This window comes from Rhodococcus sp. C3V (assembly GCF_029269915.1).
Taxonomy (GTDB): domain Bacteria; phylum Actinomycetota; class Actinomycetes; order Mycobacteriales; family Mycobacteriaceae; genus Rhodococcus_F; species Rhodococcus_F qingshengii.
On sequence record NZ_JARJBE010000009.1, the window covers coordinates 263253 to 285826 of the forward strand.

The following is a 22574-nucleotide window of genomic DNA, read 5'->3' on the forward strand; positions in this document are numbered from 1 at the left end:
ACGCCGAACGCGGCTTCGGACACCGTTGGAATCAATGCGATTTCAACATCGTGGACCCTTCATTTCCCTTGCAGTGCAGGGAAATACAACATTTGACGACTCGACATTTCGCGTCTAGTCTTTGCTCACCATCCAGAGCGACCGAGAGACCTGGCTCGTCGACGTCGCAGCAACCCCCCGAGTGATCGGGAGCGGGTGCTACCGCCAGGACCGATGGAAGGCATCACATGGGTACCACTTCGCACGCTGCGCACAAGCGACGTCACATCGATCTGTGCCGCACCGCTTCGTGTCACTGTCGCTGACCGAACTCTCGTCGTCTTCGCAACTCGAGCGCACCAACTCGAGGACACAGCTGCGTTCCCATTTCCCCGAAAGGTCTATTCGTGATGTCCACTCCGTCAGGTAGCGCGCCGTGAGCGCGCCCACCGATGTCCGCCCCGAAAAGTCGGTGTCCGAGTCGCAACTTCCCGACTCGGAGCTTGTCGTCGCTCGCACCTGGCACCCGCTGCGCTGGGTGATCAGTGCGGTCGTGCTGGTCCTGCTTGCTCAGTTCATCCACGGGCTCGTCGTCAACCCCGGCTGGGACTGGCCGACGTTCGCGCAGTACTTCACCGCGAAATCAGTGCTCGCCGCGCTGTGGATGACGATCAAACTGACCTTGTGGGGGACGATCCTCGGTTTCGGTCTCGGTGTCTTCCTGGCGCTCGGTCGGTTGTCGAAGAATCCGGTCCTGCAGGTGATCGCCTGGACCTACATCTGGGCCTTCCGCTCGATTCCACTCATCGTGCAGCTGCTCTTCTGGTTCAACATCACATACCTGTACCAGACGCTTTCTCTCGGAATACCTTTCGGTCCCGAGTTCTTCACCTTCCAGGTCAGCGGTGTGATCGGCGGATTCACCGCAGCAGTCATCGGTTTGGCGCTGCACCAGGCTGCATACTCGGCCGAGATCATTCGCTCCGGAATCATCTCGGTGGATCACGGTCAGATCGAAGCTGCTCACTCGCTCGGTATTCCGCGCAGTCGCCAGTTCTTCAAGATCGTTCTCCCGCAGGCAATGCGGGCGATCCTCCCCAACGCCGCCAACGAGGTCATCGGACTCTTCAAGGGAACGTCGATCGTCTCCACCATGGCAATCGCCGAACTGTTCTACCAGGTGCAGGTCATCTTCGGCCGCAACGGACGAGTCGTGCCCCTGCTGATGGTCGCCACGATCTGGTACATCATCCTCACGACGTTGCTCTCGATCGGTCAGTACTACGTGGAGCGCCACTATGCACGAGGATCCGCTCGTGCTCTTCCGTTGACTCCGGTACAGAAGGCGCGCAAGAAGTTCGAAGAGATTCGCGATGCGCGTCTCGATATTCCGAGAGGTGCTACCCGATGACCGCAGAACTGGCCGAAGATACGGTGTATGCCGTCGAAGCACGCGGAATTCACAAGTCTTTCGGTGCCTTGGAAGTACTTGCCGGCGTTGATCTCCTGGTTCGCAAGGGCGAAGTGACCGTCATTCTCGGTCCGTCGGGTTCCGGTAAGTCCACCTTGCTGCGCACCCTCAATCACCTCGAGAAGGTCGACCGCGGGACCGTACGGATCGACGGAGAACTGATCGGGTACCGGCGCAAGGGAAATCGGCTCCACGAACTGCGTGACCGCGAGATCCTGAAACAGCGTTCGCACATCGGATTCGTGTTCCAGAACTTCAACCTGTTTCCGCACCTGACCGCGTTGGAAAACGTGGTGGAAGCGCCGCTCTCGGCCCAGAAGCGTGATCGTGACGAGGTGTACCGCGAGGCCCGCGCACTGCTCGAGCGAGTGGGAGTGGGGGACAAGGCGGACGAGTATCCCCGCCAACTCTCCGGTGGCCAGCAACAGCGCGTCGCGATAGCGCGAGCGCTGGCACTGCGGCCGGCGGTCATTCTCTTCGACGAGCCGACGTCGGCGCTCGACCCGGAACTGGTGGGCGAGGTTCTCGAAGTCCTGGCTCAGCTGGCCCGTGACGGCGCCACCTTGGTGATCGTCACACACGAGGTCGGATTTGCTCGGGAAGTGGCGGACACTGCGGTCTTCATGGACGGCGGCGTCATCGTCGAACAGGGCCCGCCTTCGCAGGTGATCGACAATCCGGTCCACGAACGGACCAAAGCCTTTCTCTCCCGCGTCCTCTGACGCGACCCAGACTCATTCCCGGAAGGAAAAATTGATGTTCTCCACATCCCGTCGCGCGACTTTTCTGATCTCGGCGCTTGCCACCGTCGGATTGCTCAGCGCTGCATGCAGCAGCGCGGACGCCGAGTCCGACGGCGCCCAGGTCACCGCTGCTGCGGGTTACAACCTCACGGCCGATCAGAACCGCATCACCACCGACAAGGTGGATTCAATCGCCGCCGAGCTACCTCAGGACATCCGCGATCGTGGCACGCTGCGCGTCACCGGTAGTGCCGGTTCCGCTCCGCCGCTCCGTTTCTACGCCGACGACGACACCACCCTCATCGGTTCCGAGACCGACTTCGCCTATCTGATCGGTGACGTTCTCGGCTTGAAGGTCGACCTGCAGACAGCAGATTGGGCACAGAACTTCGTCCGGATCGACTCCGGTGAGGCCGACGCCTTCCTCTCCAATGTGACTGTCACAGAGGAGCGTAAGGAGAAGTACGACTTCGCGACCTACCGTCTCGACACCCTCGCCTTCGAAGCCAAGAAGGGTGCCGGAATCTCCATCAAGGAACCCAAGGACGTCGCGGGCAAGAAGATCGCCGTCTCCTCGGGCACCAATCAGGAAGCGCTGCTGGTCAAGTGGAGTGAGCAGAACGTCGCGGCCGGCCTGGCGCCTACCGACATCTCCTACTACCAGAACACCACCGACTACTACCTCCCGCTGCAGTCCGGCCGGATCGACGCCTACTTCGGCCCGAACCCGTCGTCGCAGTTCCACGCCAAGCAGTCGGGGGAGACCGAGGTTGTCGGTGAGTTCTCCGGGGCCGGCGACACCCTGCAGGGGCAGATCGCGGTGCTGGTGAAGAAGGACAACGGCCTGATCAAGGCGATCAACGACGCGATCAACCACACGATCGAGAACGGCACGTACCAGCAGATCCTCGAGCGCTGGAACATCACCAGCGAAGCCGTCGACACGTCCCTGATCAACCCGCCCGGCCTTCCGAAGACCAAGTGAGCTCTCGTCCATGAGTGAGATTCTCGATGTGATCGTCATCGGCGGAGGACTCGTCGGGTCCTCCGCCGCATGGCGGCTCGCGGCACGCGGACGTAGCGTCATTCAGTTGGAACAGTTCGGGCCGAGTCACAAGCACGGTGCGTCGCACGGTACTTCGCGTATCTACCGGCAGGCCTACGACAATCACCTGTACACAGGTTTGGCGGCCGGCGCGCTGCCGCTGTGGCGGGAGTTGGAGACCACGACGGACATCGGGTTCGTGGAACTCACCGGTGCCGTTGATCACGGCCTGCCGCAGGCAGTGCAGTCCAAGGCGAAGATACTTCGCGAGGCGGGCATCAAGGGTGAGATCCTCACCCCTGCCGAGGCGTCCGCCCGTTGGCCGGGGCTGCGATTCGACACCACGGTGCTCCATCACCCCGACGCAGGCCGGCTGCACGCGGACCGCGCAGTGACCGCTCTGAAGGCAGGAGCGGTGTTTGCCGGTGCCGAGGTCCGTCACGATGTTCGGGTGTTGGCACTCGCGCGAGCGTCCTACGGCGTGGACGTGGTGACGGACAGTGGAACGCTCGCAGCTCGTCAGGTCGTGATCGCGGCCGGTGCGTGGACTGCAGATCTGATCGCAGACAGCGGTCTCGGCTCCGAGATCGTACTGCCGACGCTGCGCACGACACAGGAACAACCGGCACACTTCGCACCGCTCGATCCCGGAGTCGAGTGGCCGAGTTTCGTCCACCACACCGGCGCAGAATTGGAGACCGCGGGGATCTACGGGCTCGGTTCCGAGGACGGGATCAAGATCGGCGAACACGCGACCGGGCCGGTGGTGACTCCGCAGACCCGTGACTACACCCCTGATGTCGACGGAGAGCAGCGATTGGCCCAGTACGCCGAGTCGTGGTTGCCCGGCGTCGATTCCACCCGTGTCGAGTCGATCACGTGCCTGTACACGAGCACGCCGGACAGTAACTTCGTCATCGACCGAGTCGGCGCCGTCACAGTGGCGGCGGGGTTCTCGGGGCATGGGTTCAAGTTCGGTCCGGCCTTGGGAGAACTTGTGGCGGACCTCGTCGACGGAACCACCCTCGCTCCGGAAGTTTTCAGGCTGGGGGAGCGTTGACCAGATTCATGGAGGAAAGTGTTGTGGCACTGGAGCTCGGAACTCGACAGCTCGAGGGTGTCGGAGCGGTAGAGGTCTATTCGGTATCGCAGGACGATCCCTTGGCAGCTCCACTGATCGCGGAGTTGGCACTCGAATACAGTTCGCGTTACGGCGGTACTCACGAAGCGATGCTCGAGGATCTCACGACGTATCCGGCAGAAGAATTTGCCTACCCGCAGGGTGCGCTTCTGGTGCTCACCCACGACGGTCTGCCGATCGCCGGCGGTGCGTTTCGTCAATTCGATTCCACCACTGCCGAACTGAAGAGAATCTGGACATCGGTCGACCATCGGAAGCGCGGCCTCGGCAAGGCCGTCGTTCGCGAGTTGGAACGAGAGATCGAACTTCGCGGATACAGTCGGGTGTTCCTCACGACAGGGCCTCGGCAACCGGAGGCCGTCGCGCTGTATCTGTCCAGTGGATACACACCGCTTTACGACGCTTCGCTCTCGCCCGAAGAAGTGGGCGTCCACCCGTTCGAGAAGCAGCTTCGGGTGCTCGAAAATGTGACTCGAGCAGCAATTCCTACCGACCGGGTTGACAACACCCGGGTTTGACCTCGTACACTTGCGGACGACCATCCAGAGCGACCGAGAGACCTGGCTCATTGAAGTCGCAGCAACCCCCCGAGTGATCGGGTGCGGGTGCTACCGCCAGGACCGATGGAGGAACACGAAATGAAGGCAGTCGAAGGCGGTTTCGATACCGCCTGGTCGCGTCGTCACGTAGACCTGTGCCGCACCGCGGGATCTTTCTGTACCAACTGACCTCGGTCAGTCATTCACACTCAGGCGAGTCGTCGACAAGTCTGTTTTCTCCTCTCTCACAAGTGATTCGTGCTCGATCGCCTTTTTGGTCTCAGGCGACGGGTGCGCTCTTCGGCATGCCTCTTTAGGAGTTCTTGGTGTCTTCGCCCTCATTCGGTGCCCGCAAACGCGCGACCGTAATCGCCGGTATCGGTGCTGTCTCGGTTCTCGGCACCGTCCTCGCCGGCTGCAGCAGCGGGAGTGACAGTGCTGCCGACGCAGGCCCCGCCCAGTCCGGCGGAACCCTTCGCTACGGTCTGTCGCAGGCGCCGACGTGCGCCGATCCGGCCCAGGCCGGCAGTAACCAGACCGTGTATGTCACTCGGACAGTGGTGGATTCGCTTACCGATCAAAATCCCGACACCGGAGAGATCACGCCGTGGCTCGCCAAGAGCTGGGAGATCAGCCCCGACGCCGCTAGCTTCACGTTCGTCCTTCGCGACGACGCCACCTTCAGTGACGGCACACCGGTGACGGCGGATTCGGTGAAGAAGACCTTCGACTCGGTCAAGAACCTGGGACCGAACGCGTCGTTGGCGAAGAGTTACCTGTCCTCGTACACCGGTACCGACGTCGTAGATGCTCACACGGCGAAGATCAATTTCTCCGGACCCAATGTTCAGTTCCTGCAAGCAACTTCGACGCCACAGCTCGGAATCCTCGCCGATTCCACCACCGCGCTGGCATCCGAGCAGCGCTGCCCCGGTGCAGCGGTGATCGCCTCCGGACCGTTCGTGTACACCGACTGGCAGCAGGACAAGAGCGTCAAGATCGCCAAGCGTGCGGGATACAACTGGGCGTCGGATGCGGTCGCGCATCAGGGCGAGGCGTACCTCGACGGCGTCGACTTCACGGTGGTTCCCGAATCCGGTGTGCGGGCGGGCAGCGTGGCCTCCGGCCAGCTCGATGCGGTCAGCGATGCGCTTCCGCAGGATGCGCCGCAAATCGAGGGCGCGGGTGGACGAATCCTCACAAGGCCGAACCCGGGTGTGAGCTTCTTCTTCCAGCCCAACGTCAGTCGCGGCGTTCTCGCTGATCAGGCTGTTCGTCAGGCCATCATTCCCGCGATCAACCGCCAAGAACTCGTCGACACCGTTCTGGATCCGTCGTTCTTCCCGGCCACGAGCCCGCTGGCTCACACCACTCCGCTCTACAGCGACGAATCCAGTGTCGTGACGTACGACGCCGACAAGTCGGCGAAACTCCTCGACGCGGCTGGTTGGAAGACCGGCAGCGACGGTATCCGCGAGAAGGACGGGCAGAAGCTCACTTTCAGCGTCACCTTCAGTCCGGTGTTCTCGGGTAACCAGGCCATCCTCGAGCTCGTGCAGCAGCAGCTCAAGAAGGTCGGCGTCGACCTGCAGCTCAACCTGGTCTCGAACGGTGAATGGACCGAGAAGGGAGTATCGGGTGATTACGATTCGCTGTATTACAACAGCACTCGCGCGGACGCCGACATCTTGCGGGCATCGTTCAGCACCGAAGGCCGCAACCTGAACCGTCGCGGCGCAGATCCGGAGCTCGACAAGGTACTCACAGACCAGCTTGCAGCCACGGACAACGGCCAACGCGGCGAACTGGTTTCCACCGCACAGGAATTGATCCTCGACCGTGGACTCTCCATCCCCACCATCGAGCTCTCGCAGGCCATCGGCGCCGGATCGAGTGTGCAGGACCTGAACTTCGAAGCCTCCTCGCGCCTGCAGTTCTACGACGCATGGTTGTCGGGTAAGTAATCATGACTCGATACGTACTCACCCGACTGGGCCAGGCCGCAGTGGTTCTGTGGGCCGCCTTCACCATCTCGTTCGTGATTCTGTTCCTCCTGCCGAGTGATCCCGTCAGCATGGCTGCCGACTCGTCCGGTCAGGGTGTTGCAGTGGATCAGGCTGCGCTCGATCAGCTTCGGGCACGGTACGGCTTGGACCAGTCGGTGTGGGTGCAGTACTGGACGTCGCTGACGAATGCTCTTCGCGGCGATTTCGGTACGTCCATCTCCACCGGTCAGTCGGTGACGGATGCCATCTTCTCGGCGCTGCCGAGCACTCTGGTCTTGGCAACCACCGCTTTGGTTCTGGCCGTGTTGTTCGGAGTGGCGATCGCGTTCTTCGCTACCTACACCCGCAAGCGGTGGCTCGCGAATCTGTTGTTCTCGCTGCCGCCGCTGGGTGTGGCAGTGCCCACTTTCTGGGTGGGCCTGATTCTTCTGCAACTCTTCTCGTTCCGTCTGCACATCTTCCCGGCATTCGGAGACAAGGGATTCGCAACGGTGATTCTTCCGGCGATCACCTTGGCGATCCCGACCGGCGCGGTGATCGCGCAGGTGCTCACGACCAGCCTGCAGTCGACGCTACGTTCGCCGCACGTGGAGACTGCGTACGCCAAGGGCGCAAGCCGTTGGCGCGTGCAGACCCGTCACGCGTTGCGACTGGCGAGCATTCCGGCATTCACCATTGCCGGTGTGCTGGTCGGCACGCTGCTGGCGGGCTCGGTGGTTGTGGAAACGGTGTTCTCCCGCGCGGGCGTCGGCCGTCTGACACAGACGTCGGTGATGGCGCAGGACATCCCGGTGGTGCAGGGAGTCGTTGTGTTCGCCTCTCTCGTGTTCGTGCTCGTCAACCTCGCGGTCGACCTCTTCTACCCCTTGATAGATCCACGGATCATCCAGACGAAGAAGAGTCACACCGAAAAGTCGAATACCGAAAGCTCGACCGATCTGGAGCCGGCTCATGTCTGACACATTGATCGAACCCCTACTCCTCGATCCGAGCGTCGAGGCGAAGGCACCTGTTGTTTCGCGCCGAAAGTCCACGGCCATCGGCTGGATCCGAAAGCCAGGCTTGGTGATTCCGGTGTTGATCGTGTTGCTTGCCATCGGCTTTGCCGTCGCACCCGGATTCTTTGCCAGCGGCGATCCGTTGTCCGGTGTCCCGGCGGACAAACTGCAGGGCCCGAGCCTGGCTCACTGGTTCGGAACCGACAATCTCGGTCGTGACCTGTACACACGGTTCGTGCACGGCGCCGCGCTGTCCCTGACCGCAACCTTGGTGGCGGTCGGAATCGCATTGGTGGCGGGATCGATAATCGGTTTGCTCGCGGGCTTTGTCGGTGGCGTCGTCGACGCCGTGCTGATGCGCATCGTCGACGTGCTGCTGTCCATTCCGGCGCTGCTGCTCTCGTTGGCACTGGTGACCGCACTCGGCTTCGGCACCATCAACGTCGCCATTGCTGTCGGCGTCAGTATGGTCGCCAATTTCGCGCGAGTGATGCGTGCCGAAGTGATGCGGGTGCGCGGAGCTCAGTACGTCGAGGCCGCGTTCAGTTCGGGTGTGCAGTGGCTCGGTGTCCTGCGTCGGCACGTGCTTCCCAACTCCTACGCGCCGGTGGTCGCGCTGTCCGCTGTCGAGTTCGGGCAGGCAGTACTGGCGGTGTCGGCTCTGAGCTTCTTGGGATTCGGCGCCGTTCCGCCTACCCCGGAATGGGGATCGCTGGTATCCGAGGGACGTAATTTCCTCGCCAATGCCTGGTGGATGACCACACTTCCCGGTCTCGCGATTGTCGCCGTGGTCATCTCGGCACACCGTATCGGCCACGAGATCGAAAGGAACAACCGGCGATGAGCACGACCGAGGAACAGTTGCTTTCCGTCACCGACTTACAGATCGCCTACGGCGCCGAGCCCGCGGTATCCGGCGTGAGCTTCACCGTCGGTCGGGGCGAAGTAGTTGCGGTGGTCGGGGAATCGGGTTCCGGTAAGTCGACCACGGCCCACGCGATATTGGGTCTGCTCGCCGGCAGTGGCCACGTCACCGGCGGGACCGTCGAGTTCGAGGGTGAACAGATCGACTCGTATTCCGACCGTGCGTGGCAGCGAATCCGCGGCGCGCGTATCGGTTTGGTGCCGCAGGATCCGACGACCTCGCTCAACCCGGTGACGAGGATCGGCGACCAGGTTGCAGAAGTCCTCCGGATCCACGGCCTCGCAGACCGTCGCAAAGCCCGGTTGGACGCCGTCGAGGTGCTCGAGCGCGCGGGTATCGACCGGCCGGAAATCCGAGCACGCCAGTACCCGCACGAGCTCTCCGGCGGTATGCGGCAACGCGTTCTGATCGGTATCGCGCTTGTCGCGAACCCGGCCCTCGTAATCGCCGACGAGCCGACCAGTGCTCTGGACGTCACGGTTCAACGGCGCATTCTCGACCATCTCGACGAGCGGATTGCCGAATCCGGTGCCGCCGTGCTCCTGATCACGCACGACCTGGGTGTGGCCGCAGACCGCGCGGACCGGATCCTGGTGATGCAGGGCGGCAGGATCGTCGAATCCGGCCGCACCGCAGATATTCTGGACAACCCGCGAGACGAGTACACGAAGAAACTTCTGAGCTCTGCGCCGAGCCTGTCCTCGGGACCAGTCGTTCGCCCGGTCCGCCAGGACACCAGCCCGCTGCTGACCCTGACGGGAATCACCAAGCACTTCAACGTCGGACGCGGGAGTTCGATCACCGCGGTGAACGAAGTGTCGCTGACTGTTCCGAGGGGTCAGACGGTGTCGCTGGTGGGGGAGTCGGGCTCCGGCAAGTCGACCACGGCGCGCATCGCCGTGCGGTTGGAGCAGGCGGATGCCGGCACCATCTCCTTCGACGGACACGACATCACGAAGGTCAAGGGCAGCGATCTGCGCGAGCTGCGCCGAAAGATCCAGCTCGTGTACCAGAACCCCTATGCATCACTAGACCCGAAATTGTCCGTCCAGGACATCGTTGCGGAGCCGCTGCGGGCCTTCAAGGTTGGTGGACGCAGCCAGCAGCAGACTCGTGCGGCAGAGTTGCTCGATCAGGTTGCACTTCCCGAGCAGTTTCTGAGCCGCAAACCGGCCGAACTCTCGGGCGGCCAGCGTCAACGGGTGGCGATCGCTCGTGCGCTCGCGTTGAAGCCGGACCTGCTCGTTCTCGACGAACCTGTGTCCGCTCTCGACGTCTCGGTGCAAGCGCAGATTCTGGCGCTACTCGACGAGTTGCAGCGCGAACTGGGCCTGACCTATCTCTTCATCTCCCACGATCTTGCGGTTGTTCGCCAGATCAGCGACGTCGTCGGCGTCATGCAGGCCGGGCGATTGCTCGAAATCGGCACTACCACCGAGATTTTCGACAATCCCCGAAACGAGTACACACGCACACTTCTCGACGCGATCCCCGGGCGGGATCATTCGACACGAAAGGCCGAACATGTCCGAGCGTAGTTCCGGAGCATTCCTGGTCGGCCTCGAATTCGAGGGAACCGGAGCTCATCCGTACTCCTGGCGACGCGAGGATTCGCGCGCCGAAGATCTGTTCACGCCCTCGTACTGGGTGGACCTGGTGACCGCCGCGGATCGGGGTGGGGTGGATCTGGCGTTCCTCCCTGACTCGTTCGGACTGCAATCCGAAGGCCGGCACGCAGTGCGCGGGAGATTGGAGGCGGTGGCAACTGCGGCGCGGCTGAGTGCCGTGACCTCGCGCATCGGTCTGATCCCCACTGCGACAGTCACGCACACCGAGCCGTTCCACATTTCCAAGGCCGTCGCGAGTATCGACTACTCGTCTGCTGGGCGGGCCGGTTGGCAGGTCGCGGTGTCCGACACCGCCGAGCAGGCGGCGTTGTTCGGCCGAAAGACAGTGCAGGGTCCTGAGTCCGCGTGGGAGGAAGCGTCCGAGGCTGTCGAGGTGGTCAGTCGGCTGTGGGACAGCTGGGAGGACGACGCCGAGATACGGGACGCTGCGAGCGGACGATTCATCGATCGGGACAAGCTGCACTACATCGACTTCGAGGGAAAGAACTTTTCCGTCAAGGGCCCGTCCATCACGCCGCGCTCCCCGCAGGGGCAGCCGCTGATCGCCGTCGACGCGAGCAGGCCGGAGGCACGCGAACTCGCGGTTGCGCGCGGAGATCTGATTCGGATCTCGGCAACCGATCTCGCCGAGGCCAAAACTACGGCCAAGCTGGTCCACGCGAGTGCCGCCGCCCTCGGGCGCAGCGTCAGGGTTCTCCTCGACGTCGACGTGCTCCTCGGCGCCGATCGCGGAGCCGCCGACGACGCTCTGGCGGAACTCGAGGAATGGGCGGGAGCGCCGTACGCCCCGCACTCGCTGTTCTATCGCGGTGACAGTGCCGGCCTGACTGTCCTCCTTCGCGAGATCGGTGGGCTGGCCGGGGTCGACGGTGTTGTCCTGCGTCCCTTGGCTTTGGCTGCCGCAGTGGAGAAGATCGCGGCGGACGTGGTGCCGACTCTCAATCCGCGACCGACTACCGGCCCGACGCTGCGCGAGCGGTTGGGTTTCGAGTTGCCCGTCAATCAGTTCGCGTAGCGCGAGCAAAGAACAGGAACACCGATGACACAGAACAGGATTCGCAAGCAAGTTCACCTGGGTGCTCACTTCCCCGGCGTGAACAACACCACGGTGTGGACCGATCCGGCGTCCAAGAGCCAGATCGAGTTCAGCTCGTTCGAGCATCTCGCCCGCAGTGCCGAACGCGGATTGTTCGACTTCTTCTTCCTCGCAGAAGGGTTGCGCCTGCGCGAGCATCAGGGCAAGATTCACGACCTCGACGTGGTCGGCCGCCCGGATACGTTCAGTATTCTCAACGCGGTTGCCGGTGTGACAACGCATCTCGGCCTGGCCGGGACGATCAACACCACGTTCAACGAGCCGTACGAGTTGGCCAAGCAGTTCTCGACGCTCGATCATCTCTCCGACGGCCGCGCCGCCTGGAACCTGGTCACCTCCTCGGACGCCTTCACCGGCGAGAACTTCCGCCGCGGTGGCTATCTGGAGCATTCCGAGCGGTACGCACGCGCAAACGAGTTGGTCGACGCAGTACGGACGCTGTGGGACAGTTGGAGCATCGATCGTCCGATCGTCGACCGTGAGCGCGGCGTTTTTGCCACCGACCAGCAGGTCGGTCAGTTCCACCACGCCGGTAAGCAGTTCGATATCACCGGACGCTTCGAAGTTCCTCGGAGTCCCCAAGGGCACCCAGTTCTGTTGCAGGCAGGTGATTCCGACGAAGGACGCGAGTTCGGCGCCGCCAAGGCGGACGCGATCTTCACCGGGCACGGAACGCTCGAAGCAGGCAAGGCGTTCTACGCCGACGTGAAGGGACGCCTGGCCAAGTACGGACGCACGCACGCAGACCTCAAGATTCTCCCCGCCGCCACCTTCGTCCTCGGTGACAACGCCGCGGACGCACAGGAGAAGGCATATCACATCCGGCGGCAGCAGGTCGGACCCCAGACTGCCATCGCTTTTCTCGAACAGGTCTGGGGCAGAGACCTTTCGCAGTACGATGCCGACGGCCCGTTGCCGAAGGAAGATCCGTCGGACGACGTCAACATCACCCGTGGACGCGTCCGCCACGTCAAGGATCCACGAGCGGTCGCAGATCAGTGGCGTGCCAAGGCCGAGGCCGAAAACCTCAGCATCCGTGAACTCATCATCGAAGTGACTGCCCGCCAACAGTTCGTGGGTAGCGCCGCCGAAGTCGCTGCCGAGATCGACAGCTACGTCCAGGGCGACGCGAGCGACGGATTCATCCTCGTTCCCCACATCACCCCCGCGGGCCTCGACGAATTCATCGACACCGTCGTACCGGAACTTCAGGACCGCGGCAGTTTCCGGACCGAGTACTCAGGAACCACCCTGCGCAGCCATCTCGGGCTGCGCCACCCGCACGAGCAGGCTGAAGGAGTCCGCGCATCATGACCGTTACCGACACTTCCACCAGCACCTTCACCGGCGATTGGAATGCCTGGCACGCCTCGCGCGACGCCACCTTCGGCGAACCCCTCGGCTGGCTGAGCCTGACTGCGTTGCATTGGCTGGTGGACACCGATTCCACCTTCGCCGACCTGCCCGGTGCATGGCGCGCCGACGCGAAGGCCGTTGTCGTCACCGCGACGCCCGCAGACGACTTGTCGATCGACGGCGTCGCAGTGGACGGTTCGGCCACTCTGAATCCGATCGAGGGGGCGCCGGGACTGATCGTCAAGCAGGGCGCGCGGTTGGTCGAGGTCATCCGCCGCACCGGCGAGGTGGCTCTGCGGATCCACGATTCGTCGGCCCCGGCTTTGGCGCAGTTCAGTGGTATCCCGACCTTCGAGCCGAACCCGCAGTGGCGCATCGAGGGTGTCTTCACAGCTTTCGAGGAGGCTCGCACGGTGACGACGGGCGCGGTCGTCGAGCGCCTCGAGCATCATCACGACGCCCGAGGAACCATCAGCTTCGAACACGACGGTGCAACGTATACGCTGATTGCGTTCGCGGGCAAGGACAACGGCTTTCACATCCTGTTCACCGACGCGACCAGTGGTGTGTCCACCTACCCGGCCGCACGCTCGCTGCACGTGAGCGCACCTGAACCCGGTGGCGCGGTAGTCCTCGATTTCAATCGGGCGTCGAATCTTCCCTGCGCGTTCACCGATTACGCGACGTGCCCGGTGGCCCCCGCCGAGAACCGCCTGGCGTTCGCGGTGGAAGCCGGCGAGAAGACACCGGACACCCGCTCCGAAAGCGGACCGAGGTGAGCGCGCCGCTGTCCGTACTCGACCTCTCGCCGATCAGTGAGGGCGGAACGGCCCGCCAGGCTTTGCGGAACTCGCTGGACCTCGCTCGTTCTGCCGAAGCGTGGGGATACAAGCGTTACTGGGTCGCCGAACACCACTTCGTCGGTGTTGCGTCTTCGTCGCCAGCAGTGCTTGTCGGGCTGATCGCGGCCGCCACCAACACCATTCGCGTCGGCTCGGCCGCCGTGCTGCTGGGCAACAACACGGCGGCTCAGGTGGTCGAGGCCTTCGGTACCGTCGAAGCGTTGTATCCGGGTCGTATCGATCTCGGCATCGGGCGCAGCGGACAGCGTCGGGTGGAGGCACTTCGCGCGGTCGCTGCCGGAACGCCTGCGCCGGCAGAATCGAAGCGAGAGAACGTCGTACGCGACGGCGTCGTGATCCCGGCGCCCTTCGATCCAACCGGTCTTCTCACGTCACCGAGATTGCAGGCGTCGTTCGAGGCATTGGCGTTTCCGGGCGCGCAGGCGCCCGATTTCGAGCAGCAGGTCGACGACATACGCTCGCTCCTGAACGGTACCTACAGAACCCGCGACGGCATCGAATTGCACGCCAGTCCCGGCGAGAATGCCGACGTCGAACTGTGGGTGTTCGGAAGCAGTGCGGGCCCCAGTGCCGAGCTCGCCGGACGACTCGGAGTGCCGTTCGGTGCGAATTACCATGTGGCGCCCTCGAGTACGCTCGATGCCGTCGAGGCATACCGTGCAGCATTCCGACCGTCGGCAGTTCTGTCGGAGCCGTATGTCGTCGTCTCCGCGGATGTTGTTGCTGCGGAAGACGATGCGACGGCGAGGGAGTTGGCGTCGACCTTCGCGCACTGGACGCACAGCATTCGCAGCGGACACGGCGCCATCCCGTACCCCGATCCGGCCACAGCGCTCCCACTTTCCGACGCCGACAAAGCAGTGGTGGAGGATCGGCTGATCACGCAGTTCGTCGGTTCACCGTCTACCGTCGCCGACAGGCTCGACAGTTTGCAGAAGCTCACCGGAGCGGACGAATTGGTGATCACCGGGGTGACCCATCGGCACGAGGATCGTCTGCGCTCGTACGAGCTGCTTGCCAAGGAATGGGGACTACCCGCACTACTGGCAGCGTGAGTTTGCCTTGGTCCATTAGTGTCGAGTGATGTTTTCACCTCGAGATGCCCTTGCGGTTGCTCTTGACGTAGCGCGTGAGGGCATGGAGCTCGGGGAGATGCCGATCGGCGCAGTCGTGTTCGACGACGACCGTGTGCTCGGGCGGGCGTATACGCAAGAACGGGCACTCGGCCGACGGGTAGTCCATGCGGACCTTCAAGCGCTCTTGCAGGCCGACGAGACTCTCGGATTCACTCGAGCGTCCGGTGAATTGACATTGGCGGTCAATCTCGAACCATGTCTCATGTGTATGGGTGCCGCGATCACGCTCGGTGTGACCCGGGTGTGGTTCGCTCTCGAATCCCCGAACGACGGTGCGGCGGAACTCGTGCAGCTGTGGGGGCCGCCTGTGGAACTTCCGTTTTTCCGTAAGCCGCGTGAAGTCCTCGGCGGCATCCGCCGTGACGAAGCGCGAAATCTGTTCGCTGAATACGCCACCGGCACTGGCCCCGCCGGGATGCGGGACTGGGCGCGCAGTCTCACCTGACGCCATGGCTTGTAAAGAGGGCCGTGAGGCTCACGCCCCGATAGCGCCCGCGATCATCGGCCACGACGCGCGCATGTCGGCTTCGAAGAGCCCCCAGGTGTGGGTGCCTTCGGGTCGGAAGCTGAACGTCGCGGGAATGCCGAGCTGACCGAATCGCCCCTGCAGGGCAGCGGTGCACATGTTGGTGATGCCTTCGAGGACCGCGCCGGGAACGACGCCGGCGGCCATCGCCAGCGAGTTGATTCCGTCCACCGGGCCGGGGAGGCCGTTGCCGGTCGAGATGAACAGCGCTGTGCCACGCAGTTTCTCGGCGTTGATCAACGGGTCGTGCGCCGCCCACTGCGGGCTACCCCACGGCCCCCACATGTTGGCCGCGTTGCCGCCGCCGAGTATCTCGACCATCGAGCGCACCGCTGCCTGGCCGAGCGGGTCGCCGGCGCGCGGACAGCCGCTGTACGAGCCGACTGCGCGGTAGGTGCCCGGCGACTGGATCGCGAGGTCCAGAACCGGTCCGCCTGCCATAGACACACCGCCGAGTGCGTTGACACCGGTCGTGTTGTACCGAGCGTTGACCGCCGCCGGTAGTTCCTTGGTGAGGTACGTCTGCCACTTGTTACGGCCCAGCACCGGATCGTCGGCGTTCCAGTCGGTGTACATGCTGAACTTGCCGCCGACCGGCATGACCACGTTGACGTGTTTGTCGTCGAAGAAGTCACGAACTCCGGTGTTGTTGAACCACGAGATCCCGTCCTCGCCGCCGCCGACACCGGTCAACAGATAGAAGGTCGGGGCCGGGCCTCCTCCGGCCGGCGAAATCACGTCGTTGGCGATCCAGCGGTCCATCGAGGGGGAGTAGACGTCGATGCGACTGACCACGGAATCCGCGCTCGCGGTCGGCGCGCTGAGGCCGAGAAAGCCGGCGGCCATGGCCACCGCCATCGTCAGCCGAACCGTGAAACGACGTGTCTTCATATTTCCCCCCAGGCGCAAGCCGGACAGCGTATTTGTGCCTTCCAACAGTGGCACAATGCGAAGAGGAGTGACGAATGTCCGGGTAACAGTCGTATAAGAAGATGGAGACAATTGCGTGGGATCGCAGTCGCACCACCCCGAATCCGACGTGATTCGGCTGGCCTTCGGGCTGGCCGCGATCACGGCTGGTGCGGCGCGCAGAACCGCTGGTCTCGCACTTGATTCCGTGCAGCGGATCCCTGTCGTCGGTGACGCACTCGACGGCGCGATCACCCAGGTCACCACTCGCGGCACGGAAGCGATGCACTCGACAGTGGAGTTCGCCGACTCGACCTTGCGGACGGTGATCAAAGCTGTCGTCGACGCTGCTCTGTCCGAAGTCGACATCACCAAGATCGTCGTCGACCACGTGGACATCGACAAGATCGCCGAGAACATCGACGTGGACAAGATTGCCGAACGGGTCTCGCTCGAACCGATCATCGACCGGGTCGACGTGGACGAGATCGCAAGCCGCCTCGACGTCAAAGCGGTGATCGATCGCCTCGATCTCGACGGGATAGTCGACACGGTCGACCTCGAACGCCAGGTCAACCGCATCGACCTCGTCAAGATCGCCGACCAGGTCATCGAGGGCGTCGACCTGCCCCAGATGATTCGTGAATCGACCGGTTCACTCTCCACGGAAGCCGTGCACGGAGCTCGAGTGCAGGGCATGCAGGCGGACGACGCTGTCGCCGGCTTCGTCGGGCGACTCTTCGGCCGCGACAACGCACCGTCATCAGATAAACCGTCATCAGATAAACCGTCGACAGAGACCGATCCGAAGACGAACGCAGGCGAACGCTAGTGGCCCAGGAGAGTTCCGGCCCAGCCGGCATCGTCACCCGTGGACTCGCCGGACTGATCGACCTGGGCGTCGTCCTGCTCCTGATGGGTTCCGTGTACGTGGGCTTCGCCTTCGTCCGACTGCTCTTCTCGCCACAGAGTTTCACTTTCTCGGAACCGGGAATCTTCCTGTCCACGACGGCATTTCTCGGTGTCTCGGTGGCGTATCTGACCGCCTGCTGGGCGACCACCGGTCGGACTGTCGGGTCCCTCGTGATGGGGCTGCGGGTGATCACGTCCGGGCATCGCCTCGTGCGCTGGCCGTTGGCCTTCATCCGTGCGGTGCTCTGCGTGCTCTTCGCCTTCGGATTGCTGTGGTCGGCGGTCGATCGACGACGACGTTCGTTGCAGGACATCGTTCTGCGCACCGAGGTCGTCTACGACTGGCGTCAGGACCCGGATCTGGTGGCACCGCACGGAGGTGAGCACGCATGAGTGAACCGAACCGCCCGGACGAGCGCTTCACCCTTGCCAGCGAGCGCACCTTCCTCGCCTGGATGCGTAGCTCACTCGCCCTGCTGGCCGGAGGCATCGCCGTCGTCCAGTTGGTACCGGAATGGAGTACCGGGTGGGTTCGCACGACTCTCGGTCTGACCCTTATCGCACTCGCGGCGGCAGCCGCACTGGTAGGTATGCGACGCTGGCTACAGGTGAAGAAGGCGCTCGAGGACGGAGCGGCGATGCCGGAACCGCACGCATTGTGGCTGTTTGCACTGGCACTGGCCGGGGTTGCCGTCGCAGCCGGCGTGGCAACGGTGGTCACCAGCCTCGCTCGCTGAGATACGCAGAGAAGTCCCAGCGGTGTCTGGATAGTCTGCAAAGAACGTGAAGCATGTCAGAGAAGTAAACGAAACAGACGACAAGGGAGTGCACGGTGGCGCAGGAACTCAAGCTCGGATACAAGGCATCGGCTGAGCAATTCGGCCCTCGCGAACTGGTAGAGCTGGCAGTTCTGGCAGAGCAGCACGGCATGGATTCCGTTGCGGTGAGCGATCATTTCCAGCCGTGGCGCCACAACGGTGGCCACGCACCGTTCTCGCTCGCCTGGATGACCGCCGTCGGTGAGCGCACCGAGCGCGTGCAGATCGGCACGTCCGTGATGACGCCGACGTTCCGCTACAACCCGGCAGTCATCGCTCAGGCGTTCGCGACGATGGGATGTCTCTACCCGGGACGCATCATGCTCGGCGTCGGCAGCGGTGAGGCTCTCAACGAGATCGCCACCGGCTTCCAGGGCGAGTGGCCCGAGTTCAAGGAACGCTTCGCGCGGCTGCGTGAGTCCGTGCGGTTGATGCGTGAGCTGTGGCTGGGCGATCGTGTCGACTTCGAAGGCGAGTACTTCACCACTCGTGGCGCGTCGATCTACGACGTTCCCGAGGGTGGCATTCCCGTGTACATCGCGGCCGGCGGACCCGTTGTCGCCCGGTACGCGGGACGTGCCGGTGACGGCTTCATCTGCACCTCCGGAAAGGGCATGGAGCTCTACACCGAGAAGCTGCTTCCAGCCGTTACCGAGGGCGCAGCCAAGGCCGAGCGCGACGTCGCCGACATCGACAAGATGATCGAGATCAAGATCAGCTACGACACCGATCCGGAGGCTGCACTCGAGAACACCCGCTTCTGGGCTCCGCTGTCCCTGACGCCGGAGCAGAAGCACAGCATCGAGGATCCGATCGAAATGGAAGCCGCTGCCGACGCTCTGCCCATCGAGCAGGTGGCCAAGCGCTGGATCGTCGCTTCCGATCCGGACGACGCCGTCGAGCAGGTCAAGGCCTACGTCGATGCCGGTCTCAATCACCTGGTGTTCCACGCACCGGGCCATGATCAGCGCCGGTTCCTCGAACTGTTCGAGCGTGACCTCGCGCCTCGCTTGCGTGCTCTGGGCTGATCCTCGAGATCAACTGAACGGTGTCTGCCACTCGACGTGTGGCAGGCACCGTTCGTCTTTCTCGTAGCCGCCGGTTGTCGGCACGAGCGTGAGCGTGACCACGATCAGTGGCAAGGTGGGCGGCGGCCCACACTAGGCTGTTGGGCATGCCAGAAGCGCCCGCTGCCGTGTCGAGTGTCTACGTCGCCTCTCCTGAAGGTGATACCGGAAAATCCACCATCGCGCTTGGCGTGCTACAGATGCTGTGCGCGACCGTCGCCCGGGTCGGTGTCTTCCGCCCGATCGCCCGCTCTACCGAGGAAACCGACTACATCCTCGAACTGCTGCTCGAGCACACCACCGCCGATCTCTCCTACGCCGACGCACTCGGCGTCACCTACGAGCAGGTTCACGCCGATCCTGAAGCCGCGCTGGCCGACATCGTCGCGAAGTACCACACCGTGGCCGAGCAGTGCGACGCCGTCGTCATCATCGGAAGTGACTACACCGACGTAGCAAGCCCGAGCGAGCTGAGCTTCAACGCCCGCATCGCCGTGAACCTCGGCGCGCCGGTTCTGCTGGCGGTACGCGGCGCTCGGCGCAGTGTCGAGGAGGTCGCCCAGCTCGCGCATCTATGCGCCGCCGAGTTGGCCGCCAACCACGCTCATCTGCTCGCGGTCGTCGCCAATCGTTGCGATCCCGACAAGCTCGACGAGGTCACCGCAGCGCTGTCCGACATCGGTGTTCCGACGTGGAGCCTGCCGGAGATTCCGTTGCTCGTCTCGCCCACGATGGCCGAGTTGATGGAGGCCACCGGCGGCGAGTTGTATTCGGGTGACCCGGAACTGCTGCACCGCGAAGCGCTCAAGGTGATGGTGGGCGGCATGACCGCCGAGCACATCCTCGAGCGTCTGGTCGAGGGCATGGTCGTCATCGCACCGGGCGATCGCTCGGACGTACTGCTCGCGTTGCTCAATGCGCATGAGGCGGAGGGATTTCCGTCGCTCGCGGGCATCATCATGAATGGCGGGATCACGCCGCACCCGGCCATCGCGGCGTTGATGGCCGGCCTCAAACAGCGTCTTCCGATCCTGACGACAACCCTCGGTACCTTCGACACCGCAAGCGCCGCAGCCCAAACCCGCGGACGCGTGGCAGTCGGTTCGCAGCGCAAGGTCGACACCGCGTTGAGCTTGATGGAACAGCGCGTCGACGCCGACGTCCTGATGGACCGACTGGCACTGCCGATCCCGTCCGTCGTGACCCCACAGATGTTCGAGTACAAGCTGATCGACCGCGCTCGACGCGATCGCAAGCACATCGTCCTGCCTGAGGGTGACGACGACCGGATCCTCCGCGCGGCCGGCCGGTTGCTGCAGCGCCAGGTTGCCGACCTGACGATCCTCGGTGACGAACCCAGTGTGCGTCGACGCGCCGCGGAACTCGGCGTCGACATCAGTGGCGCGCAGGTACTCGCACCCGCGCAGTCCGAGTACACCGAGCGCTTCGCACAGGAATACACCGCGCTGCGTGCGCACAAGGGCATGACCATCGAGCGGGCCCGCGAGGTGATCGCCGACATCTCGTACTTCGGAACGATGATGGTGCACTTGGGAATTGCCGACGGCATGGTGTCCGGCGCTGCACACACCACCGCTCACACGATTCGACCCTCGTTCGAGATCATCAAGACCGCCCCCGGTGTCTCGACGGTCTCGAGCATCTTCCTGATGTGCCTGGCCGACCGCGTTCTCTCCTACGGTGACTGCGCCGTGGTTCCGGACCCGACGTCGGAGCAGTTGGCGGACATCGCGATCTCGTCCGCACAGACGGCGTCGCAGTTCGGGATCGATCCGCGCATCGCGATGCTCTCGTACTCCACCGGGGATTCGGGCAGCGGAGCCGACGTCGACAAGGTTCGCACCGCGACCGCTTTGGTGCGCGAGCGTCGACCGGATCTGTTGGTGGAAGGGCCCATTCAGTACGACGCCGCCGTCGAGCAGAGTGTCGCCGACAAGAAGATGCCGGATTCGCTGGTGGCGGGCAAAGCAACGGTGTTCGTGTTCCCGGACCTGAACACCGGCAACAACACGTACAAGGCAGTGCAGCGTAGCGCCGGTGCTATCGCCGTCGGGCCGGTTCTGCAGGGACTGAACAAGCCGGTCAACGACCTCTCGCGTGGAGCGTTGGTCCAGGACATCGTCAACACCGTGGCTATCACGGCAATACAGGCACAGGGAGCGCAAGCGTGAGCGACGGCACCGTACTGGTCATCAATTCCGGCTCGTCATCCATCAAATTTCAACTCGTGCATCCGGATACGGCGGAATCGGTGGCACACGGTCTCATCGAGCGCATCGGTGAGCCCGACGGCCACATCGTCTACAACCACCGCACCGGAGTCGAAGACCGGAGCCTTCCGATCGCCGATCACCGCGCAGGTCTGAAGATGGTGCTCGACATCGTCGCCGAGGTCGGGCGGCCGCTGAGTGAGGCCGGAATCATCGCAGTCGGTCACCGAGTCGTGCACGGTGGTGACATCTTCTATTCGCCGACTCTCATCGACGACGGCGTCGTGAAAGCCATCGCGGATTTGTCGAACCTTGCGCCGCTGCACAATCCAGCCAACGTGATCGGTATCGAGGTGGCGCGCGAAGAACTGCCAGACGTTCCGCACGTCGCAGTGTTCGACACCGCCTTCTTTCACACACTGCCCGCGGCGGCGTCCACCTATGCGATCGATCGGGATGTGGCCAAGGCCAACCAGATTCGCCGGTACGGCTTCCACGGGACCTCACACGAATACGTGTCTGGACGGGTCGCGGAGTTCCTCGGCAAGGATCCGGCCGAGCTGAATCAGATAGTCCTGCACCTCGGAAACGGCGCTTCGGCCTCGGCAATCAAGGGCGGCAAGGCCATCGACACCACGATGGGCCTCACCCCGCTCGAGGGTCTTGTCATGGGCACCCGCAGCGGCGACATCGATCCAGGCATCATCTTGCACCTCAACCGCAACTCGGGAATGAAGGTCGACGAGATCGACGACCTCCTCAACCGGCGCTCCGGTTTGAAGGGACTGTCGGGAGTCAACGATTTCCGTGCCCTGCTCGCACTGATCGAGGGCGGCGACCAAGACGCACAACTTGCGTACGACGTTTACGTACACATGCTCCGTAAGTACATCGGTGCCTTCATCGTTCAACTCGGTGGCGTCGACGTCATCACCTTCACCGGTGGCGTCGGGGAGAACAACATCGACGTACGACGCGACAGCCTGGCCGGGCTTTCCCGTCTCGGTATCGAGGTCGATCCGGCTCTCAACGAGGCGAAGAATCGCGACGAGCGTCGTATCTCCGCATCCTCGTCGGCCGTCGAGGTGCTGGTGGTCCCCACCAACGAGGAGTTGGGGATCGCCCGCGCGGCGAAGGCTTTGGTGGCCGCACTGTAGGTTTCTGCAGCACTGTAAACCTCGGGGC

22 protein-coding genes and 2 riboswitches are annotated in these 22574 nt (G+C 63.4%); of the genes, 21 read left to right on the forward strand and 1 reads right to left on the reverse strand.

Features of this window, described 5'->3' with window-relative positions; genetic code table 11:
- Positions 1–125: 125 nt before the first annotated feature.
- A riboswitch (SAM riboswitch) is annotated at positions 126–220 on the forward strand.
- A 195-nt stretch (positions 221–415) separates the two neighbouring features.
- The 15 genes from P3G66_RS23335 to P3G66_RS23400 all read left to right on the forward strand — a co-directional run bounded on the left by P3G66_RS23335 (position 416) and on the right by P3G66_RS23400 (position 15371).
- Positions 416–1390: an amino acid ABC transporter permease gene (locus tag P3G66_RS23335; protein ID WP_003944440.1), complete on the forward strand. Its 975-nt coding sequence runs from the start codon at positions 416–418 to the stop codon at positions 1388–1390.
- A 23-nt stretch (positions 1391–1413) separates the two neighbouring features.
- Positions 1414–2172, forward strand: coding sequence for an amino acid ABC transporter ATP-binding protein (locus P3G66_RS23340; RefSeq protein ID WP_269465955.1), 759 nt, complete (start codon positions 1414–1416; stop codon positions 2170–2172).
- 34 nt (positions 2173–2206) lie between these two features.
- Positions 2207–3178, forward strand: coding sequence for an ABC transporter substrate-binding protein (locus P3G66_RS23345; RefSeq protein WP_007726832.1), 972 nt, complete (start codon positions 2207–2209; stop codon positions 3176–3178).
- A gap of 10 nt (positions 3179–3188) precedes the next feature.
- Positions 3189–4298 (forward strand): FAD-dependent oxidoreductase, encoded by a 1110-nt coding sequence (locus P3G66_RS23350; RefSeq protein WP_276117157.1) that lies wholly within the window; start codon positions 3189–3191, stop codon positions 4296–4298.
- Between the two features lie 8 nt (positions 4299–4306).
- A complete protein-coding gene (locus P3G66_RS23355) occupies positions 4307–4897 on the forward strand; it encodes a GNAT family N-acetyltransferase (RefSeq protein ID WP_276117158.1) in 591 nt (196 codons plus the stop codon).
- A 17-nt stretch (positions 4898–4914) separates the two neighbouring features.
- A riboswitch (SAM riboswitch) is annotated at positions 4915–5009 on the forward strand.
- Between the two features lie 8 nt (positions 5010–5017).
- Positions 5018–5107, forward strand: a complete 90-nt coding sequence (locus tag P3G66_RS31975; protein ID WP_310504006.1) for a putative leader peptide — start codon at positions 5018–5020, stop codon at positions 5105–5107.
- A gap of 137 nt (positions 5108–5244) precedes the next feature.
- On the forward strand, positions 5245–6882 hold the full coding sequence (locus P3G66_RS23360) for an ABC transporter substrate-binding protein (RefSeq protein WP_003944291.1): 1638 nt from the start codon (positions 5245–5247) through the stop codon (positions 6880–6882).
- Positions 6883–6884: 2 nt separating this feature from the next.
- Positions 6885–7883, forward strand: a complete 999-nt coding sequence (locus P3G66_RS23365; RefSeq protein WP_003944382.1) for an ABC transporter permease — start codon at positions 6885–6887, stop codon at positions 7881–7883.
- Complete coding sequence (locus P3G66_RS23370) at positions 7876–8766, forward strand: ABC transporter permease (RefSeq protein ID WP_007726838.1); 891 nt, start codon at positions 7876–7878, stop codon at positions 8764–8766. Before P3G66_RS23365 ends, P3G66_RS23370 begins: the two co-directional genes overlap by 8 nt.
- The gene (locus P3G66_RS23375; RefSeq protein WP_007726839.1) at positions 8763–10385 is read left to right on the forward strand and encodes an ABC transporter ATP-binding protein; all 1623 of its coding nucleotides are present in this window, start codon (positions 8763–8765) and stop codon (positions 10383–10385) included. The genes P3G66_RS23370 and P3G66_RS23375 overlap by 4 nt, the downstream gene beginning before the upstream one ends.
- Positions 10372–11490 carry an LLM class flavin-dependent oxidoreductase gene (locus tag P3G66_RS23380; protein ID WP_058038523.1) on the forward strand — a complete coding sequence of 373 codons (1119 nt, stop codon included), beginning with the start codon at positions 10372–10374 and terminating at the stop codon, positions 11488–11490. Before P3G66_RS23375 ends, P3G66_RS23380 begins: the two co-directional genes overlap by 14 nt.
- Before the next feature lie 24 nt (positions 11491–11514).
- Positions 11515–12885: an NtaA/DmoA family FMN-dependent monooxygenase gene (locus P3G66_RS23385; protein WP_058038522.1), complete on the forward strand. Its 1371-nt coding sequence runs from the start codon at positions 11515–11517 to the stop codon at positions 12883–12885.
- The gene (locus tag P3G66_RS23390) at positions 12882–13706 is read left to right on the forward strand and encodes a DUF1684 domain-containing protein (RefSeq protein ID WP_276117159.1); all 825 of its coding nucleotides are present in this window, start codon (positions 12882–12884) and stop codon (positions 13704–13706) included. Before P3G66_RS23385 ends, P3G66_RS23390 begins: the two co-directional genes overlap by 4 nt.
- Positions 13703–14845, forward strand: a complete 1143-nt coding sequence (locus P3G66_RS23395) for an LLM class flavin-dependent oxidoreductase (protein WP_064074670.1) — start codon at positions 13703–13705, stop codon at positions 14843–14845. The genes P3G66_RS23390 and P3G66_RS23395 overlap by 4 nt, the downstream gene beginning before the upstream one ends.
- Positions 14846–14873: 28 nt before the next feature.
- Complete coding sequence (locus P3G66_RS23400) at positions 14874–15371, forward strand: deaminase (protein WP_218960351.1); 498 nt, start codon at positions 14874–14876, stop codon at positions 15369–15371.
- Between the two features lie 30 nt (positions 15372–15401).
- On the opposite strand, the gene P3G66_RS23405 is transcribed toward P3G66_RS23400, so the two are convergent.
- A complete protein-coding gene (locus P3G66_RS23405) occupies positions 15402–16343 on the reverse strand; it encodes an alpha/beta hydrolase family protein (protein ID WP_003944347.1) in 942 nt (313 codons plus the stop codon).
- A 115-nt stretch (positions 16344–16458) separates the two neighbouring features.
- Between P3G66_RS23405 and P3G66_RS23410 the strand changes: the two genes are divergently transcribed.
- From P3G66_RS23410 to P3G66_RS23435, 6 genes are all read left to right on the forward strand, one after another.
- A complete protein-coding gene (locus tag P3G66_RS23410; protein ID WP_042925894.1) occupies positions 16459–17193 on the forward strand; it encodes a hypothetical protein in 735 nt (244 codons plus the stop codon).
- Positions 17193–17666, forward strand: a complete 474-nt coding sequence (locus P3G66_RS23415; RefSeq protein ID WP_003944375.1) for an RDD family protein — start codon at positions 17193–17195, stop codon at positions 17664–17666. Before P3G66_RS23410 ends, P3G66_RS23415 begins: the two co-directional genes overlap by 1 nt.
- Entirely contained in the window at positions 17663–18010 is a 348-nt protein-coding gene (locus tag P3G66_RS23420; RefSeq protein WP_003944317.1) for a DUF202 domain-containing protein, read from the forward strand. Before P3G66_RS23415 ends, P3G66_RS23420 begins: the two co-directional genes overlap by 4 nt.
- Positions 18011–18105: 95 nt before the next feature.
- Entirely contained in the window at positions 18106–19119 is a 1014-nt protein-coding gene (fgd, locus tag P3G66_RS23425) for a glucose-6-phosphate dehydrogenase (coenzyme-F420) (protein ID WP_054186924.1), read from the forward strand.
- A gap of 146 nt (positions 19120–19265) precedes the next feature.
- The gene (gene pta / locus P3G66_RS23430) at positions 19266–21350 is read left to right on the forward strand and encodes a phosphate acetyltransferase (RefSeq protein WP_042452123.1); all 2085 of its coding nucleotides are present in this window, start codon (positions 19266–19268) and stop codon (positions 21348–21350) included.
- Entirely contained in the window at positions 21347–22546 is a 1200-nt protein-coding gene (locus P3G66_RS23435) for an acetate kinase (protein WP_276117160.1), read from the forward strand. The genes pta and P3G66_RS23435 overlap by 4 nt, the downstream gene beginning before the upstream one ends.
- Positions 22547–22574 lie beyond the last annotated feature (28 nt).

What these genes read in the sequence shown, in the direction of transcription:
- P3G66_RS23345 (WP_007726832.1), top strand. Translation starts at nt 2,207, where the DNA reads ATGTTCTCCACATCCCGTCGCGCGACTTTTCTGATCTCGGCGCTTGCC.
- P3G66_RS23350 (WP_276117157.1), top strand. Translation starts at nt 3,189, where the DNA reads ATGAGTGAGATTCTCGATGTGATCGTCATCGGCGGAGGACTCGTCGGG.
- P3G66_RS23355 (WP_276117158.1), top strand. Translation starts at nt 4,307, where the DNA reads ATGGAGGAAAGTGTTGTGGCACTGGAGCTCGGAACTCGACAGCTCGAG.
- P3G66_RS31975 (WP_310504006.1), top strand. Translation starts at nt 5,018, where the DNA reads ATGAAGGCAGTCGAAGGCGGTTTCGATACCGCCTGGTCGCGTCGTCAC.
- P3G66_RS23365 (WP_003944382.1), top strand. Translation starts at nt 6,885, where the DNA reads ATGACTCGATACGTACTCACCCGACTGGGCCAGGCCGCAGTGGTTCTG.
- P3G66_RS23370 (WP_007726838.1), top strand. Translation starts at nt 7,876, where the DNA reads ATGTCTGACACATTGATCGAACCCCTACTCCTCGATCCGAGCGTCGAG.
- P3G66_RS23375 (WP_007726839.1), top strand. Translation starts at nt 8,763, where the DNA reads ATGAGCACGACCGAGGAACAGTTGCTTTCCGTCACCGACTTACAGATC.
- P3G66_RS23380 (WP_058038523.1), top strand. Translation starts at nt 10,372, where the DNA reads ATGTCCGAGCGTAGTTCCGGAGCATTCCTGGTCGGCCTCGAATTCGAG.
- P3G66_RS23385 (WP_058038522.1), top strand. Translation starts at nt 11,515, where the DNA reads ATGACACAGAACAGGATTCGCAAGCAAGTTCACCTGGGTGCTCACTTC.
- P3G66_RS23390 (WP_276117159.1), top strand. Translation starts at nt 12,882, where the DNA reads ATGACCGTTACCGACACTTCCACCAGCACCTTCACCGGCGATTGGAAT.
- P3G66_RS23400 (WP_218960351.1), top strand. Translation starts at nt 14,874, where the DNA reads ATGTTTTCACCTCGAGATGCCCTTGCGGTTGCTCTTGACGTAGCGCGT.
- P3G66_RS23405 (WP_003944347.1), bottom strand. Translation starts at nt 16,343, where the DNA reads ATGAAGACACGTCGTTTCACGGTTCGGCTGACGATGGCGGTGGCCATG.
- P3G66_RS23420 (WP_003944317.1), top strand. Translation starts at nt 17,663, where the DNA reads ATGAGTGAACCGAACCGCCCGGACGAGCGCTTCACCCTTGCCAGCGAG.
- pta (WP_042452123.1), top strand. Translation starts at nt 19,266, where the DNA reads ATGCCAGAAGCGCCCGCTGCCGTGTCGAGTGTCTACGTCGCCTCTCCT.